The sequence below is a fragment of the Sphaerisporangium rufum genome, assembly GCF_016863395.1.
Classification (GTDB): Bacteria; Actinomycetota; Actinomycetes; order Streptosporangiales; family Streptosporangiaceae; genus Sphaerisporangium; species Sphaerisporangium rufum.
The window spans coordinates 109021-123426 of sequence record NZ_BOOU01000032.1 but is presented as its reverse complement, the minus strand read 5'-3'; the positions used below and the strand labels follow the sequence as shown (position 1 = coordinate 123426).

At 72.5% G+C, this 14406-nt stretch carries 15 protein-coding genes; 9 read left to right on the top strand and 6 right to left on the bottom strand.

Going from position 1 to position 14406, the window contains the following annotated elements; genetic code table 11:
* Window positions 1-28 precede the first annotated feature (28 nt).
* From Sru01_RS10935 to Sru01_RS10925, 3 genes are read right to left on the bottom strand one after another with little or no spacing between them, the layout of a single operon-like run.
* Entirely contained in the window at window positions 29-805 is a 777-nt protein-coding gene (locus tag Sru01_RS10935; protein ID WP_203983980.1) for an ABC transporter ATP-binding protein, read from the bottom strand.
* 2 nt (window positions 806-807) lie between these two features.
* On the bottom strand, window positions 808-1605 hold the full coding sequence (locus Sru01_RS10930; protein WP_203983979.1) for an ABC transporter permease: 798 nt from the start codon (window positions 1603-1605) through the stop codon (window positions 808-810).
* 5 nt (window positions 1606-1610) lie between these two features.
* Window positions 1611-2282, bottom strand: a complete 672-nt coding sequence (locus Sru01_RS10925; RefSeq protein ID WP_307812004.1) for an ABC transporter permease — start codon at window positions 2280-2282, stop codon at window positions 1611-1613.
* A gap of 332 nt (window positions 2283-2614) precedes the next feature.
* On the opposite strand from Sru01_RS10925, the gene Sru01_RS10920 reads away from it, so the two are divergent.
* Entirely contained in the window at window positions 2615-3679 is a 1065-nt protein-coding gene (locus Sru01_RS10920; protein ID WP_203983978.1) for an alpha/beta hydrolase, read from the top strand.
* 247 nt (window positions 3680-3926) lie between these two features.
* Window positions 3927-5522, top strand: a complete 1596-nt coding sequence (locus Sru01_RS10915; RefSeq protein ID WP_203983977.1) for a serine/threonine-protein kinase — start codon at window positions 3927-3929, stop codon at window positions 5520-5522.
* Between the two features lie 14 nt (window positions 5523-5536).
* Here the strand turns inward: Sru01_RS10915 and Sru01_RS10910 are convergent, their stop codons facing one another.
* Together Sru01_RS10910 and Sru01_RS10905 are read right to left on the bottom strand one after the other, a co-directional pair.
* Window positions 5537-6877, bottom strand: a complete 1341-nt coding sequence (locus Sru01_RS10910) for a hypothetical protein (protein WP_203983976.1) — start codon at window positions 6875-6877, stop codon at window positions 5537-5539.
* Window positions 6874-7386: a SigE family RNA polymerase sigma factor gene (locus Sru01_RS10905; RefSeq protein WP_239137260.1), complete on the bottom strand. Its 513-nt coding sequence runs from the start codon at window positions 7384-7386 to the stop codon at window positions 6874-6876. The genes Sru01_RS10910 and Sru01_RS10905 overlap by 4 nt, the downstream gene beginning before the upstream one ends.
* A 284-nt stretch (window positions 7387-7670) precedes the next feature.
* Here Sru01_RS10905 and Sru01_RS10900 point away from each other — a divergent pair, with 284 nt between their 5' ends.
* From Sru01_RS10900 to Sru01_RS10885, 4 genes are all read left to right on the top strand, one after another.
* On the top strand, window positions 7671-8501 hold the full coding sequence (locus tag Sru01_RS10900; RefSeq protein WP_239137258.1) for an ABC transporter ATP-binding protein: 831 nt from the start codon (window positions 7671-7673) through the stop codon (window positions 8499-8501).
* 99 nt (window positions 8502-8600) lie between these two features.
* Window positions 8601-9560 (top strand): sigma-70 family RNA polymerase sigma factor, encoded by a 960-nt coding sequence (locus Sru01_RS10895; protein ID WP_239137256.1) that lies wholly within the window; start codon window positions 8601-8603, stop codon window positions 9558-9560.
* Between the two features lie 91 nt (window positions 9561-9651).
* Window positions 9652-10065 carry an SgcJ/EcaC family oxidoreductase gene (locus Sru01_RS10890; protein WP_203983970.1) on the top strand — a complete coding sequence of 138 codons (414 nt, stop codon included), beginning with the start codon at window positions 9652-9654 and terminating at the stop codon, window positions 10063-10065.
* Between the two features lie 387 nt (window positions 10066-10452).
* Window positions 10453-11730, top strand: a complete 1278-nt coding sequence (locus tag Sru01_RS10885; protein WP_203983968.1) for a cation:proton antiporter — start codon at window positions 10453-10455, stop codon at window positions 11728-11730.
* 32 nt (window positions 11731-11762) lie between these two features.
* Here Sru01_RS10885 and Sru01_RS10880 read toward each other — a convergent pair whose 3' ends face one another.
* Window positions 11763-12371, bottom strand: a complete 609-nt coding sequence (locus tag Sru01_RS10880) for an ATP-binding protein (RefSeq protein WP_203983966.1) — start codon at window positions 12369-12371, stop codon at window positions 11763-11765.
* Window positions 12372-12523: 152 nt separating this feature from the next.
* On the opposite strand from Sru01_RS10880, the gene Sru01_RS10875 reads away from it, so the two are divergent.
* Genes Sru01_RS10875 through Sru01_RS10865 form a run of 3 tightly spaced genes read left to right on the top strand, consistent with a single transcriptional unit; the run spans window position 12524 to window position 14306 of the window.
* A complete protein-coding gene (locus Sru01_RS10875) occupies window positions 12524-13375 on the top strand; it encodes a helix-turn-helix domain-containing protein (RefSeq protein ID WP_239137254.1) in 852 nt (283 codons plus the stop codon).
* Between the two features lie 15 nt (window positions 13376-13390).
* Window positions 13391-13612: a DUF397 domain-containing protein gene (locus Sru01_RS10870; RefSeq protein WP_203983964.1), complete on the top strand. Its 222-nt coding sequence runs from the start codon at window positions 13391-13393 to the stop codon at window positions 13610-13612.
* 52 nt (window positions 13613-13664) lie between these two features.
* Window positions 13665-14306 (top strand): class I SAM-dependent DNA methyltransferase, encoded by a 642-nt coding sequence (locus tag Sru01_RS10865; protein ID WP_203983962.1) that lies wholly within the window; start codon window positions 13665-13667, stop codon window positions 14304-14306.
* Window positions 14307-14406: the final 100 nt, after the last annotated feature.

The following is a 14406-nucleotide window of genomic DNA, read 5'->3' as shown; positions in this document are numbered from 1 at the left end:
GCCCGGGGCGGGTCAGTAGTAGCCACCGTCAGGACGGCGCGGCCCGGGTGTAGAGGCGGGTGACGACCTCCTCGATCGAGGTCTCGCCGGGCGCGGTGGCCATCAGATCCTCCACCGTCCCGTCGAAGGCCAGGGTGCCGTGGTCGATGAGCATCACCCGGCGGCACAGCCGCTCGATGTCGCCCAGGTCGTGGGTGGTCAGCAGCACCGTGGTGCCGCGCTCGGCGTTCAGGCCGCGCAGGAAGCCGCGCACCGCCGCCTTGCTCACCACGTCCAGCCCGATGGTGGGCTCGTCCAGCACCAGCACCGCCGGGTCGTGCAGCAGGGCGGCGGCGATGTCGCCGCGCATCCGCTGGCCGAGGCTGAGCTGACGCACCGGGGTGGCCAGGAAGGCGCCGAGCTCCAGCACCTCGCACAGCTCGTCGAGCCGCCGGTGGAACGCCTCACGATCTACTTTGTAAAGGTGCCGGATCAGTTGAAAGCTGTCCTTCAATGGCAGATCCCACCACAGCGTGGTCCGCTGCCCGAAGACCACGCCGATCCGCCGGGCGAGCGCGGTCCGGCGGCGGGAGGGGTCCAGCCCGGCCACCCGCACCCGGCCGACCGACGGGGTCAGGATGCCGGTCAGCATCTTGATCGTGGTCGACTTGCCGGCGCCGTTCGGCCCGAGATAGCCGACGAACTCCCCGGCGGCCACCGTGAACGACAGGTCGCGCACCGCGTGCACGACCCGCCGCTCCCGCCGCAGCACGCCGGTGCGGCGGCTCACGGTGAAGGTTCGGCCCACTTCGTCCAGCTCGATCATCGTCAGCTCCCGGTCGAACGGTAACGGCGCAGCCCGGCCCGCCAGGCGAGGGCGGCCAGGGCCGCCAGCGCCAGGGCCACCACCGGGCCGAGGAAGCGCAGCCAGTGCGGCAGGCCGATCGGGTCGGGCCGGCCGAGGACGAACAACCCCGGCTGCCAGTTGACGAAGGCCAGCGGCACGATGAACGTCACCGCGCGCACCAGGTCGGCCCCGTACACGCTGAGCGGGTACTGGGTGAGCTGGCCGCCGCCGTAGGTGAAGGCGTTGGCGACCTCCGGCGCGTCGGTGAGCAGGAACTGCACCGCGCCGGCGAAGGTCCACACCGCGGCGAAGATGACGACCCCGCACGCCACCATCACCGGGATCATCCAGGCGCGCTGCCAGGGCACGCTCACCCCGGCCAGCCCGATCCACAGCACGATCGCCGCCTGTGCCGTCCGCCCGATGCGCTGGAAGGAGAACCGCTCGACCGCGATCTGCACGAACGGGCTGGCCGGGCGGATCAGCATCGCGTCCAGCGAGCCGGCCCGCACGTGCCGGCCGAGCCGCTCCACGTTGCCGAACAGCAGGTCGGCGATCCCGAACGACAGGCCGGCGGTGCCGTAGAGGAACATCACCTCCGGCAGGGTGAAGCCGCCGAGCGAGCCGGTGTGCCGGAAGATGATGAAGATGGCCGCCACGTCCAGCCCGGTGGTCACCACCGAGCCGATCATGAGCAGCGCCGCCGACACGGGATACTGCGCGGCGGCGCGCACCCAGACCCAGGCCAGCAGCCCGTACAGGCGGACGATCCGCGGCATCGGCCTCACCCTCCCTGCACGACGACCTTGCGGCGCGCCGCCCGGGTGGCCAGCGCCCCGACCGCGAAGAGCACGGCGATCCACGCCGCCTGTCCGGCCAGCGCCGGCAGCACGTCGGCCTTGCCGAGGAAGACGTCGGCCGGCACCTGGATCATCGCCGCCCAGGGCAGCGCCCTGGCCAGCGTGCCGAGCAGGCCGGGGAACAGGTTCAGCGGCAGCAGCATGCCGCTGAAGAAGACGGTCAGCACCAGCGCGGTCGTCTGCGACCCGCGCTCGTCCATGATCCAGCAGGTGGACAGCGCGACCAGGTAGCGCAGGCAGAAGCTGACCAGCACGCCCAGCGTGAACGCGGCGGCGGCCGCCGCCCAGACGCGCGGCTGCGCGGGCAGGCGGATGCCGAACAGCAGGCCGCCGGCCACGGTGGGCGGGATGCTGCGCAGCAGGAACAGGAAGGCCGCCCGGCCGAGGTCGTCGGCCAGGTGCCACAGCTGCAGGGACGCGGGCCGGACCAGGTCCAGGGCGATGTCGCCGGTGCGTACCCGCTCGGCGATCTGCAGCCCGCCGCCGAAGACCATCATGGGACCGATGGCGGCCTGGGAGATGAAGCAGAAGGTGACCGCGTCGGTGACGTCGTATCCGGCGAGCCCGGGACGGGCCTGCCAGAGGGCGATCAGCACGTAGGCGCGCAGGATGCCGAAGACGGTGTTGGTGAACGCGCCGGCGATGGCGGCGCCCCAGTAGGTCGCGTGGCGGCGGAAACCGTACTTGAAGATCGTCAGGTAGAGGGGGAAGGTCGGGCACCTCCAGGGTCCGGCGGGGCGGTGAGCAGTGTAACGGCGGCTCCCGCCGGGCGTCGCTTCCTTTTCCGGCCGACTTGACCGACGGGAGCCGTCGGTGAGTCAAGAAACCGCCCAACGCTGGACAAACAACGTAACCAGCCTGTAAACCGGAGGTATATCGGCTGGTAGGGCAAGACGGAAATTTCATGGTTCCGCCCACGGAGGTACATATGCGGCTGGACCTGGACGTCGACGTCCACCCTTCGTATCCGTTCAGCTGGCAGGCCGGCCTGCTGAACGGGCTGTCGCACGGCACCGCCAAACCGATCTCGGCGCTGCTGCTCCGGCACGACATGGGAATGTCGCTCATGGCCCGGCTGGCCTCGCTGGGGGAGCGGCTGCCCCGCTCGGTACCCGGGCACGTGTCCGTGGTCCGGGAGACGCCCGGCCGCTGCGGCTCGGAATGGGTGCGCGCCGGTGAGGACCTGGACGAGACCAAGGTCCTGCTCTACCTGCACGGCGGCGCCTACTTCTTCTGCTCGCCGGCCACGCACCGCCCGATCACCTGGCGGCTGTCGGCCGCCGCCCGGCGCCCGGTGTACGCGCTGGACTACCGGCAGGGCCCGGTGCACTCGCTCGCCGAGTCGCTGGCCGACGCGCTGGACGCCTACCGCGGGCTGCTCGAGCAGGGGTACTCCGGCGACGACATCCTGCTGGCCGGCGACTCGGCCGGCGGTCACCTCACCCTGGCCACCCTGCTGTCGCTGCGCGACGCCGGGCTGCCGCTGCCGTCCGCCGCGGTATGCCTGTCACCGTGGACCGACCTGTCGGACGGCCGGCGCCGGGCGAACCGCTGGGCCGACCCGCTGCTGCCCGCCCGCCGGGTGGACTGGCTCGCCCGGCGGTGGACCACCGGCCTGGACCGGCGCGACCCGCTGGTCTCGCCGATCTTCGGCGACTACACCGGCCTGCCGCCGCTCATGGTGGTCACCGGGTCCACCGAGGTGCTGCGCGACGAGGGCCGCCAGGTGGCGCTGCGGGCCCGCGAGCACGGGGTCGCGGTCACCTACGAGGAGTGGCAGCGGATGCCGCACGTGTTCGCCATCCTGGCCGACGTGCTGCCCGAGGCCCGCCTGGTCTTCGGCCACATCGCCCGCTTCCTCGACGCGGCCGCGGCCGGCACCGCCGGCGACGCCGTCGATGGCGCCGTCGATGGCGCGGTCGATGGCGGCCCCGATCGCGCTGCCGCGACCCCCGCCTCCGCCGGCACCGCCCCCGGCGACGCCGCCGCCTGAACCGCCCCGCCGGGCCGGCGCGCGGGCCGGCGCGCGGGCCGGCCAGGGCGGCACCGCAGAGCCCCGGCACGGGCCCGCCGGTCATCGCGGACTCCAGCATCCTCTGTCACATCCGTCACAGCCGTTCCTTACCTGTGAGGATCATTCGCCTTACCGGCCATGCCACTTCGGGCCGGTGAGTACCGAACGCGCTTCGGGCGCGCCACAGTGTCTGTGGCCGTAGTCCCCGAAGAGAGGTCCCCTCTGGATGGCACGTGGCGGAGCGGGCGGCGCCGGCAGGCCGCCCCCGGGGGTCCGGCCGCTCACCGTGGGCGACCCGGTGATCATCGGACGTTACCTGCTGCTCGGCCGGCTCGGCGCCGGGGGAATGGGCGTGGTCTACCTGGCCGAGGCGCCCGGCGGCGGCCTGGTGGCGTTGAAGACCCCGCACGCCGTGCACCTGCGCGACCCGGAGCTGCGCGCCCGGTTCGCCGAGGAGGTCGCCTTCTCCCGCCGGGTGGTGCCGTTCTGCACCGCCGCGGTGCTGGAGGACGGCACCGACCGGGACCGGCCGTTCCTGGTCACCGAGCACATCCCCGGGCCGTCCCTGGCCCAGGTCGTCGCGGCGAGCGGTCCGCTCACCCCCGACCAGGCCTACGGCGTGGCCGTCGGCTCGATGGCCGCGCTGACCGCCATCCACCAGGCCGGTTTCGTGCACCGCGACCTGAAACCGGGCAACGTGCTGCTCTCCCCGCACGGCCCGCGCGTGATCGACTTCGGCATCGCCCGCGACCTTTCCGCCCCCGGCGGGCACACCCGGGCGGGCCACGTCATGGGCAGTCCCGGCTGGATGTCGCCCGAGCGGCTCACCGGCCAGGCCGCCATCCCGGCGTCCGACGTGTTCGCCTGGGGCTGCCTGATCGCCTACGCGGCGACCGGCCACCATCCCTTCGGCACCGGCGAGGACGACGTGCTCGCCCGCCGCGTCCTGCTGGAACAGCCGCGCCTGGCCTCGGTGCCCAAACTGCTGTGGGGGCCGGTGTCGGCGGCGCTCGCCAAGGAACCGGCCGAGCGGCCGGACGCCGCCGCCATGCTGACCTGGCTGCTGGCCGCCGGCGGGGTGGACGTCTCCTGGGACCGGCGCGAGGCCGTCGCCGCGGTGCTGGAGGAGATCTGGGAGCCGGTGCCGCACCCGCGCCCGGTGCCGCCCCGGCCCGGCGAGCCGACCGGCGCGGGCCCGGCCGCCGGCGCACCGGCCACCGTGTCGCGGGCCTCGCGGGCCGAGCGGCGGACCGCGGCCCGGCGCGCGCACGCCTCCAACGCCGGCTTCGCCGCCCTGGCCACCCTGTCGATCGCCGCGCTGACGGTGTACGCGGCAGGCGTCGGCGGGCGGGCCGCCGAGCCCGGGGCCGGGCGTCCGGTGCCGGTCCCGGTGGTCGTCCCGGCCGACGGCGCGCCGAGCCCGGTGGCCCGGTCCGCCACCCCCGCCCGGCGTCCGGTGCCCTACGCCCGCACCGGCGGGCCCGCCCGCCCGGCACCGGCCACGTCACGGCGTGCGGCCACCCCGCGCACCGCCGTTCCCCCTGGTGACGACGGGCGGCTCACCGCGAGCCCGCGGCGGCCGCCCGCGGAGCGGCCGAGCGCCACCCGCTCCGGGTCACGGCCGCCGCGCACCGAGCCGCCGGCGGAGCCGACCGGCTGCGTGAACCGGCGGGGCAGGGAGCGGCCCTGCCCGCCGTCCGGCACCGGTGCCCGCCCGACCCGCACCGCCAAGGACCGGCCGACCCGGACCCGGGCTCCCGGCCGCGACGACCCCGCGGCCCCCGCCGCGCCGCCGGGCGCGCCGTCCGGTGGCGCGGCCTGAGCGACGTCCGGCGATCACCCGAGGAGCTTGGTCAGATCGATCACCACCATCCGCCCGGGCAGCGGGTAGGCGAGCATGCGCATGTCACCGTCGTGGACATACGGCGTCCTGATGAAGCCGGCCTTGTTCGGCCGGAGGCCCAGGTCCGCGGCCAGCCCGGTCTGCAGATCACGCAGTGCGACACCCGCGAGGCGCCCGTTCTGGACCAGGAGAGTGGTGACGAATCGGTCGAGTGCGGGGGGGCGGTGCGCGGCGAGGCCCCCGTTGGGCGCCACGGCGGTCGGCGCCGGGTCGTCGCGGTCCCAGGTCACCAGACCGTCATCGGTCGCACCGGCGCACCGGATCATTCCGCACGACGCGGTACCGCGGACGGCTTTCGGGCGCTGGACGGCGTCCCGTCGCTCACCGGTCACCACGTTCGTCAGCCGCGCGAACCACGTCGTATCGGTCGTCTCGACATCTCCGGCGGATCCGGTCAACTCGTCCAGCGTGAACTCGGAGGGAAGTCCGTTCGCCTTGCTCCACCGGGCCTCATCGGGGTAAGCGGGGCTCCCCGCCCAGGGCCACTGGAACAGGTGCAGTTCGTCGGATCCCGGGATCTTGACCGGCTTCCCCGCCGGCAGCTTCGCCTGGAACACCCCGGCGCCGTCGGCCCGGGACCAGACGACCTTGCCGTCGACGATCGCCAGCCGGTCCACCCCGCCCGCCTCGGGGAGCCCGGGGAAGGACGTCACCCGCCGTGGCGTGCCACCGGTGAGCGGTACCGCCCAGATGTCCACGGTGAGTCCCGCGCCGTCCCCCTGCAAGGAATACCAGGCCACCTGCCCGTCGCCGACCGTGAAGCCGGACGGGAGGGCCGCCGACCCCGCCGGGACGCCGATCGTGGCGATCTCGGTGGTCTTCCTGCTCCACAGGTCGTACGACAGCAGGCGGGTGGCTTTCTCGGCGCCGGAACTGGTCGCGATCAGGAGCCGGGTCTCGTCGATGAACGTCATCGGCGTGTAGGTCCGGCCGTCGGAGAGCTTGGCGGGGAGGGTCCATACTCCGTCGTGCCAGACCTTCGCCAGCGGCGGAGGTATCGGAGTGTCCTTCGGCGTGACCTCCCGCCGGTCCTTCGCCGGGCCGGAGGTGGCGGAATGCCGTGCCGCGTCCAGGCGCGAGGCCAGCACATCGACGCCGAGGGTCGCGACGCCGGCCATGGTGATGACCGACGCCGCGGCGATGAGGACCGCGCCGCGCCGCCGGCGGGCGTGGCGGGTGGCGACCCGGTCGAGCAGGTCGGGTGACGCGGCGGGGGCGCGGCCGGCGGCCCGGGCCAGGGTGCGGGTGAGGGCGTCCTCGATGTCGGTCGTCATGCCTTTCCTCCGGCCGGTTCGGTGGTGGCCCGCGGGGTGGCGAGCGTGGTGCGCAGCTTGTCCAGCGCCCGGGACGCCTGGCTGCGGACGGTGCCATGGGAGACGCCGAGGATCTCGGCGATCTCGAGGTCGGTGCGTTCCTCGTAGTAGCGCAGCACCAGTACGGCGCGCTGGCGCCGGGGGAGCGACGCCAGCCGGCGCCACAGCTCGTCGTCCTGCTCCACCCGGGCGAACGGGTCTCCCGGGGCCGCCCGCTCGGGCGGGACCGCGGTCAGGTGCTCGCGGGAGCGCCGGCGCCAGGCGTTGATGTGCAGCCGGGTCATCGTGGTGCGGACGTACGACTCCGGGTCGTCCTTGCGCCGGACCTTGGCCCAGGAGCCGCGCAGCCGCACCAGCCCTTCCTGCACGAGGTCGGCCGCGTCGTGCGGGTCGCCGGTGAGCAGGTACGCGTACCGCAGCAGCGCGTCCGCCCGCTCACCGGCGAAGTCCTCGAATCGTGGTTCGTCCACAGGGGTCGGTGTCCTCTCTCCTCCGTCCCGCACAAGACGGCCACGCCCCCCGAACTGTTGCACGCGCTGCCTACCCGGCTCCCGGCGAGGCCTTTGCTCGTCATAATCGCCTGGTCCGGCCATCTCGCTGGACCGTGATTGGTGTCACCGGCGGAACGCTGCTGGTGATCGCGATATGTGTCACGACTGACGCGCTTACCGGCCCGGTGCTGAAGCGGGCAAAAGGGCGAAGCGTCACGCGGCCGGGACGCATCCTCTTATGCTGCTGGCGGGAAGGGGGGCCGATGGGGCCGCAGGAGAGTGAGATGGCCGCCGCCGCGGTGGAGGTCTCGGGGGTGACGGTCCGGGTGCCGGGCCGTGCCCTGCTGGACGAGGTGGACTGGCGGGTCGGGTTCGGCGAGCACTGGGTGGTGCTCGGGCCGAACGGCGCGGGCAAGACCACCCTGCTGTCGATCGCCGCCGCGGTCCGCCACCCGAGTTCGGGGACGGCCGCGGTGCTCGGCAACCGGCTGGGCCGGGTGGACCTGCGCGAGCTGCGCCGCCGCGTGGGCCTGGTGGCGGCCAGCCAGCGCCTGGTGGACGAGCAGCTCATGGAGGGGGAGGGCCTCACCGCGCACACGGTCGTCCTCACCGGGCACACCGGCAGCAGCGCCCCGCTGTGGGACCGCTACGGGCCGGCCGAGCGGGAGCGGGCCGAGGCGCTGCTCGCCGATCTCGGCTGCAAGGACCTGGCCGACCGGCCGTTCGCGGTCTGCTCGCAGGGCGAGCGGGCCCGGGTGCGGGTGGCCCGGGCGATGATGGCCCAGCCGGCCCTGCTCCTGCTGGACGAGCCGTTCGCCGGGCTGGATCTGCCGGCCCGGGAGGATCTGATCGGCGCGCTGGAAACCCTGGCGCAGACCCGGGTGGCGCTGACCACGGTGCTGGTCACCCATCACCTGGAGGAGGTGCCGGCCACCACCACGCACGCGCTGCTGATGCGGGACGCCCGGGTGCTGGCCGCCGGCCCGGTGGCGGAGGTGCTCACCGCCGACCTGGCGTCGGCGTGCTTCGGCCGCCCGCTGTCGCTCGGCCGCCGCGACGGCCGCTGGCACGCCCACGCGCTCCGCGCCCGGTGACCGGAGTTCCTGCCCACGCGCCGGGCACACGGCGCCACCGCACCGATGAGAGGTCAGTCCGTCCATAATGTTGCGGCGGCGGTGGAGAAGGGGCGTGGCGTGTTGTCGGGGGAAGAGGGCTTCGACCGTCGGATCGAGTCGTTCCGGACGGAGCTGCTCGCGTACTGCTACCGGATGCTCGGGTCGGTTCACGACGCCGAGGACCTCGTTCAGGAGACGTATCTGCGGGCGTGGCGGGCGCGGGAGCAGTACGACCAGACGCGCAGTTCGGTGCGGACCTGGCTGTACCGGATCGCGACGAACGCCTGCCTGACCGCGCTGAAGTCTCGCGGCGGCAGGCCGCTGCCGTCAGGGCTGGTGGCCGCGTCGGATCCGCTCGCGCCGCTCGTCCCGGGCGAGCACGCCTGGCTCCAGCCCTTGCCGGACTCGCTGCTGGAGACGGGCGACCCGGCTGTGACCGTGATCGACCGCAGCAGCCTGCGGCTGGCGTTCGTGTCCGCGCTGCAGCACCTGTCGGCGCGGCAGCGCGGCGCGTTGATCCTGCGTGAGGTGCTCGGCTTCTCGGCTTCCGAGACGGCGGAGATCCTCGACACCACCGCGGTGTCGGTGAACAGCTCCCTGCAGCGGGCACGTGCCCGTCTGAAGGAGACCGGGGTCCGGCAGGAACTGGTCGGCGAGCCGTCCGCGGCCGAGCAGCGCGCCTGGGTCGAGCGCTACATGAAGGCGTTCGAGCTCGCGGACGTCGAGGCCCTCAAACGGCTGATCACCGAGGACGTCCTCATGGAGATGCCGCCGATGCTCAACTGGTTCACCGGACGCGGGAACTACGGCCTGTTCATGGGGTGGGTGTTCGACGCCGCCGGTAAGGACTGGCGTCTCAAGGAGGTCACCGCCAACGGAGGCCAGCCCGGATTCGCCGCCTACCGGCGCGCCGGCGACGGATACCGGCTGCACACGCTCCAGATCTTCACCGTCACGGCCGAGGGCATCAGCAGGAACTCGGTGTTCCAGGACCCCGAGATCTTCGCGGCCTTCGGCCTGCCCACTGAAATCTCCTGACGACGGTGCGATGAGTTCGGCCCGCGCCGCCGGTATGTATCGGCGGGCTCTCCGGAACACCCCGGGCGAGCCGATCACAAGGGAGAACCCGATGCCGAACACCCGTGCCCATGACGAGGCCGCGATCCAGGCCGTGCTGGCCGACTCCTACAAGGCGTGGGAGGCCGGCGACGCCGACGGCATGGTCGCCGACTACGCCACGGACGCGACCGCCATCATGCCCGGCTCGCTCCGCGACGGCCGCGAGATGATCCGCCAGAACATGGCCCAAGCCTTCGCCGGCCCCCTCAAGGGCAGCTCCACCCAGAACAAGCAGCTCAGCATCCGCTTCCTCGGCCAGGACGCCGCGATCCTCGTCAGCGAATCCGCCATCCTCTTCCCCGGCGAAACCGAGATCACCGACGACCACCGCAAGGTGAACGCCACCTGGGTCTTCGAGAAGCGCGACGGCCAGTGGCTGATCGCCGCCTACCACAACAGCCCGGTCCTGACCCCCGAGCAGTAGTCCCCGTCCAGCGGCCGCCGGCCCGTCCCCGTCGCGAGAACGCGGCGACGAACACCCCTGGCGGCCGCAGTACGGCAAGCTGGACGCCGTCGGCCGGTCCTGCGACCGCCCGGTCTCGCAACGACCAGGGTGTCGCCGGCGCGGACGGCTGCCAGAGCCTGATCGAGGCCGGGCCGTTCCCGGTTGGCGCCGGTCAGTCCCTGCCGAGATAGATGCCCCGATGACCCCCGGCCGCTGACCGCTGGGCCGGATCGCCCGCCCGCAACCGCCGGCAGGGGCTGCCGCTGAAACGGCGGCTCCGCCCGGCGGAGACCTCGGCGACGCGATTTCCGTCACTTGTTGTGTGATTCGGGATGTTTTACCGTAGGCGGGGCAGGGACCCGGGCGATGACCACCCCTGATCTTCTCTTCGCCCTGGCCGGCGCCGGAGCCCTGCTCGCCGCGATCATGCCCCCGCTGCTGCGCAAGCGGCCATTCTCGCTGCCGCTCGTCTGCCTGCTCGGCGGCATGCTGGTCTACCTGCTGCCCCTGCCGCTGCCCGAGCCCGACCCGGTGGCCAACCGCGGCGCCGTCGAGCACATCGCGGAGATCTGCGTGGTGATCTCGCTGATGGGCGCCGGTCTGGCGATCAACCGGGTGATCGGCCGGCGCCGCTGGTCGTCCACCTGGCGGTTGCTCGGCCTGGCCATGCCGCTCACCGTCGGCGCGGTCGCGGTGGCCGTCTGGGGACTGCTCGGCTGGCCGATCGCCGCCGCGCTGCTGATCGGCGCGGTGCTGTCGCCGACCGACCCGGTGCTCGCCTCCGACGTCCAGGTCGGCGAGCCGGTCGACTCGGAGAAGGCGGACGACGAGGTGCGCTTCGCCCTCACCTCGGAGGCGGGCCTCAACGACGGGGCCGGCTTCCCGTTCGTCTACGCCGCCATCACCATGGCGCTCGCCACCGCCGGGACGTTCGGCTGGGTGGGGGAGTGGGTGCTGGTCGACGTCCTCTACAAGATCGGCGCCGGGATCGTCGGCGGCCTGCTGATCGGCCGGCTGCTGGGCCGGCTCTTCTTCCACGCCCGGACCGAGAAGGTGCGGCTGGCCGAGCACCGCGACGGCTTCGTCGCGCTGGCCGCCACCTTCCTCGCCTACGGAGCGACCGAACTCGTCGGCGGCTACGGCTTCATCGCGGTCTTCGTCACCGCCTGCACGGTCCGCAACGCCGAGCGCGGCCACGGCTACAACGGCGTGCTGCACGGCTTCGTGGAACAGGTCGAGCGGCTGCTGACCGCCTGGCTGCTGCTCCTGCTCGGCGGGTTCATCGCCACCGGCGGCCTGGCCGCGCTCACCTGGCGCGGTGCCGCGGTCGGGCTGCTGCTCGTCCTGGTCATCCGCCCGGTGGTCGGCTGGCTGGTGCAGGCCAGGGGGTGTGCCGACCGGCGCGAGCGCGCGGTGATCGCCTTCTTCGGCATCCGCGGCATCGGGTCGATCTACTACCTCGCCTACGCCCTCGGCCACGCCGACTTCGGCGTGCTGCCGGAGGAGCTGTGGGCGGTGGTCGGTTTCACGGTGCTTCTCTCGGTCGCGCTGCACGGCACCACCGCCACCCCGATCATGCGCCGGCTGGACCGGATGCGCGGCGCCGCCCCCGAGGCCACCCCGCTCGCCACCGCCGACGCCTGACCGGCCCAGGGCCGCGCTCAACCGCCTCTCGCTCAACCGCCTCCCGCTCGCCGGCCTTCCGCGAGCCCGCCCGGCCCGGCTTGACCGGGCCGTGCAGTGCGCCCATGCCGCCCGGGGGCGTTCGATTCGTCCAAGGCGCCCATGCCCCGCAGGGCGTGCGATTCGTCCAGGGCGTTCGGTTCGTCCAGCTCGAACCACACCACCGTGCCGCGCCGTCCCCGCTCGAACCCCCAGCGCGCGGCCAGCCCGTCCACCAGGACGAGCCCGCGCCCGTCCACCAGGACGAGCCCGCGCCCGTCCACCTCGTCGTCGGCCGCCCTCCGGAGCCGCGGCGAGCCGGCCGAGCCGCCGTCGGTGACCGCCACCAGCACGCCGCCGCCGGGGAAGGCCACCGAGACCAGGAAGTCCTGCCCGGGGGCGTGCCGCACGACGTTCGCCGCCAGCTCGCTGGTCAGCAGGATCACGTCGTCCAGGTGCGGATGCCCGGCGCCGAGCAGCCCGGACACGAACCCGCGCACCTCCCGCACCAGCTCCGCCCGCGGCGCGAACCGCCGCGAGACCGCCGGCAACCCGAGCGTCCCTTCCAGCTGCCACGATGGCCGCTGATCCACCGCCGCCTGCGCTTGGCACCCGTCCTCCATGGCGAACCCCTCCCCGGTCGACAACTCTGTGTGTACGATCCATTACTGAACGATGCCAGGTCGGAGACATCCCTGCGGGTCGTTTGCAGAGAAACACAAATTTGTAGCATCCGGAATCTGACTTAACCCCTGAATTCCCCACGAGGTGCACGATGACGTCCAAGCGTGCTATGACGCTGCGAGCGCAGTGGCTAGGCCGCGAATTGCGGCAACTCCGAGAGATGAGTGGCCTCACCCTCAAGGAGGTCGGCGCATTCATCCAGCGCGACGGCGGGACGGTGAGCAGGATAGAAGCCGGAATCTACCCGGCCAGAACGCCAGATGTACGCGCGATGCTTGATTTGTACGGCGTCACGGAGGTGTCCCGGCGGGACGGACTGATCAAGCTGGCCGGAGAGGTGTGGCAGGCCGGATGGTGGGACAGCTATTCGGAGGATCTTTCAAAGATCATGGTCGACTACGCCTGGGTGGAGTCGCGGGCCCGGCGCATCTGCTCCTTCGACACGCTGGTGATCCCGGGCCTGCTGCAGACCCGCGCCTACATGGAAGCGGTACAGGCGGCCGTCGTCGACTCCTCGCCGGTTCAGATCACCTCCGGCGTACGCTTCCGGCTCACTCGCCAGCAGATTCTCTCCGACCCTCAGCCGCCACGTATCGAGGCGATCCTGGACGAGGGGGTTCTGCGTCGTTGTGCAGGTGGGCCGGCGGTCCTCAAGTCACAACTCGAGCACGTGCTGGCCCTGTCGGAGCAACCGCACATAGAAATCCGAGTGCTGCCCTTCTCTTCTGGAGCTCATGCGAGCCCGGAAGGGCCATTCAGGATCTTTGACATGCCGGACCCCTATCCGGAGGTCGTCTACATGGATACGCCGGGAGGCGGGATCTACGTAGAGAGCCGCGAAGTTCCTCGTTTCGTGCTTAAACTTGACCATATCCGGCGGGACGCCTACGAACCGTCAGAGTCGAAGAAGTTCATTCGTACCCTTATCGACAGTCTGCCGTAGGAGAGGCGAAGAACGATGGCGACATCTGAGCATGAACCCCCTGTCGCATGGCACATCAGTAGCTTCAGTCCGGACGGTGGACCCAACTGTGTCGAGGCGGGGCCGGTGCTGGATGGGAGTGGCCGGGTGGCGGTGCGGCACAGCCGGAAGCCGGACGGTCCGGTGATCGTCTACACCCGTGGCGAGTGGGAGGCGTTCCTCGCCGGGGTGCGGGCCGACGAGTTCGACTTCCAGTAGGGCGAGCCGGGCCGGGTGGGCGGTCCGGGCGGGTTGTGGGATGCTGTCCGGCATGTCTGATCATGGACGGCGGGACGGCGTCCGGCGCAGCTATGACGCGGTCGCCGAGGCGTACGCGGCCCGGTTCGGGGACGAGCTGGCCGGCAAGCCGCTGGACCGGGCGCTGCTGGCGGCGCTGGCCGAGCAGGCGGTGCCCGACGCGCCGGTGGCCGACTTGGGCTGCGGTCCCGGGCACGTCGCGGCCTGGCTGGCCGCCCACGGGATGCGCGCCGTCGGCGTCGACCTGTCCCCGGCGATGGTGGCCGCCGCCGCGCGAGCGCACCCGGACGTCGAGTTCCGCGAGGGGGACCTGGTCGCGCTGCCCGCCGGCGACGGCGAGTTCGGCGCGGCCGTCGCGTTCTACTCGATCATCCACCTGGGCCCCGGCGAGCTGCCCGCCGCGTTCGCCGAGGTCCGCCGGACGCTGCTGCCCGGGGCGCCGTTCCTGCTCTCCTTCCACATCGGCACCGAGGTGCGGCATCTGGCGGAGTGGCTGGACCAGAAGGTCGACGTCGACTTCCGCTTCTACCAGCCGGATCACATCATCGGGCTGCTGGCGGACACCGGGTTCGCCGTCCAGATGTGGATGGAACGGGTGAACCACCCCGCCGAAGTGGAGACCTGCCGCGCCTACCTCCTCGCCCACCGCCAGTGAGCCTGAAATGTGGAGATTGCGATCCAGGAGTGCTCTCGTTGCGGATCTGTGAACCTCTGGTGGATGCCGTCCACAGGACGGTGGTGTGCGTCGCCCGGCA

What these genes read in the sequence shown, in the direction of transcription:
- Sru01_RS10935 (WP_203983980.1), bottom strand. Translation starts at nt 805, where the DNA reads ATGATCGAGCTGGACGAAGTGGGCCGAACCTTCACCGTGAGCCGCCGC.
- Sru01_RS10930 (WP_203983979.1), bottom strand. Translation starts at nt 1,605, where the DNA reads ATGCCGCGGATCGTCCGCCTGTACGGGCTGCTGGCCTGGGTCTGGGTG.
- Sru01_RS10920 (WP_203983978.1), top strand. Translation starts at nt 2,615, where the DNA reads ATGCGGCTGGACCTGGACGTCGACGTCCACCCTTCGTATCCGTTCAGC.
- Sru01_RS10915 (WP_203983977.1), top strand. Translation starts at nt 3,927, where the DNA reads ATGGCACGTGGCGGAGCGGGCGGCGCCGGCAGGCCGCCCCCGGGGGTC.
- Sru01_RS10910 (WP_203983976.1), bottom strand. Translation starts at nt 6,877, where the DNA reads ATGACGACCGACATCGAGGACGCCCTCACCCGCACCCTGGCCCGGGCC.
- Sru01_RS10900 (WP_239137258.1), top strand. Translation starts at nt 7,671, where the DNA reads ATGGGGCCGCAGGAGAGTGAGATGGCCGCCGCCGCGGTGGAGGTCTCG.
- Sru01_RS10890 (WP_203983970.1), top strand. Translation starts at nt 9,652, where the DNA reads ATGCCGAACACCCGTGCCCATGACGAGGCCGCGATCCAGGCCGTGCTG.
- Sru01_RS10885 (WP_203983968.1), top strand. Translation starts at nt 10,453, where the DNA reads ATGACCACCCCTGATCTTCTCTTCGCCCTGGCCGGCGCCGGAGCCCTG.
- Sru01_RS10880 (WP_203983966.1), bottom strand. Translation starts at nt 12,371, where the DNA reads ATGGAGGACGGGTGCCAAGCGCAGGCGGCGGTGGATCAGCGGCCATCG.
- Sru01_RS10875 (WP_239137254.1), top strand. Translation starts at nt 12,524, where the DNA reads ATGACGTCCAAGCGTGCTATGACGCTGCGAGCGCAGTGGCTAGGCCGC.
- Sru01_RS10870 (WP_203983964.1), top strand. Translation starts at nt 13,391, where the DNA reads ATGGCGACATCTGAGCATGAACCCCCTGTCGCATGGCACATCAGTAGC.
- Sru01_RS10865 (WP_203983962.1), top strand. Translation starts at nt 13,665, where the DNA reads ATGTCTGATCATGGACGGCGGGACGGCGTCCGGCGCAGCTATGACGCG.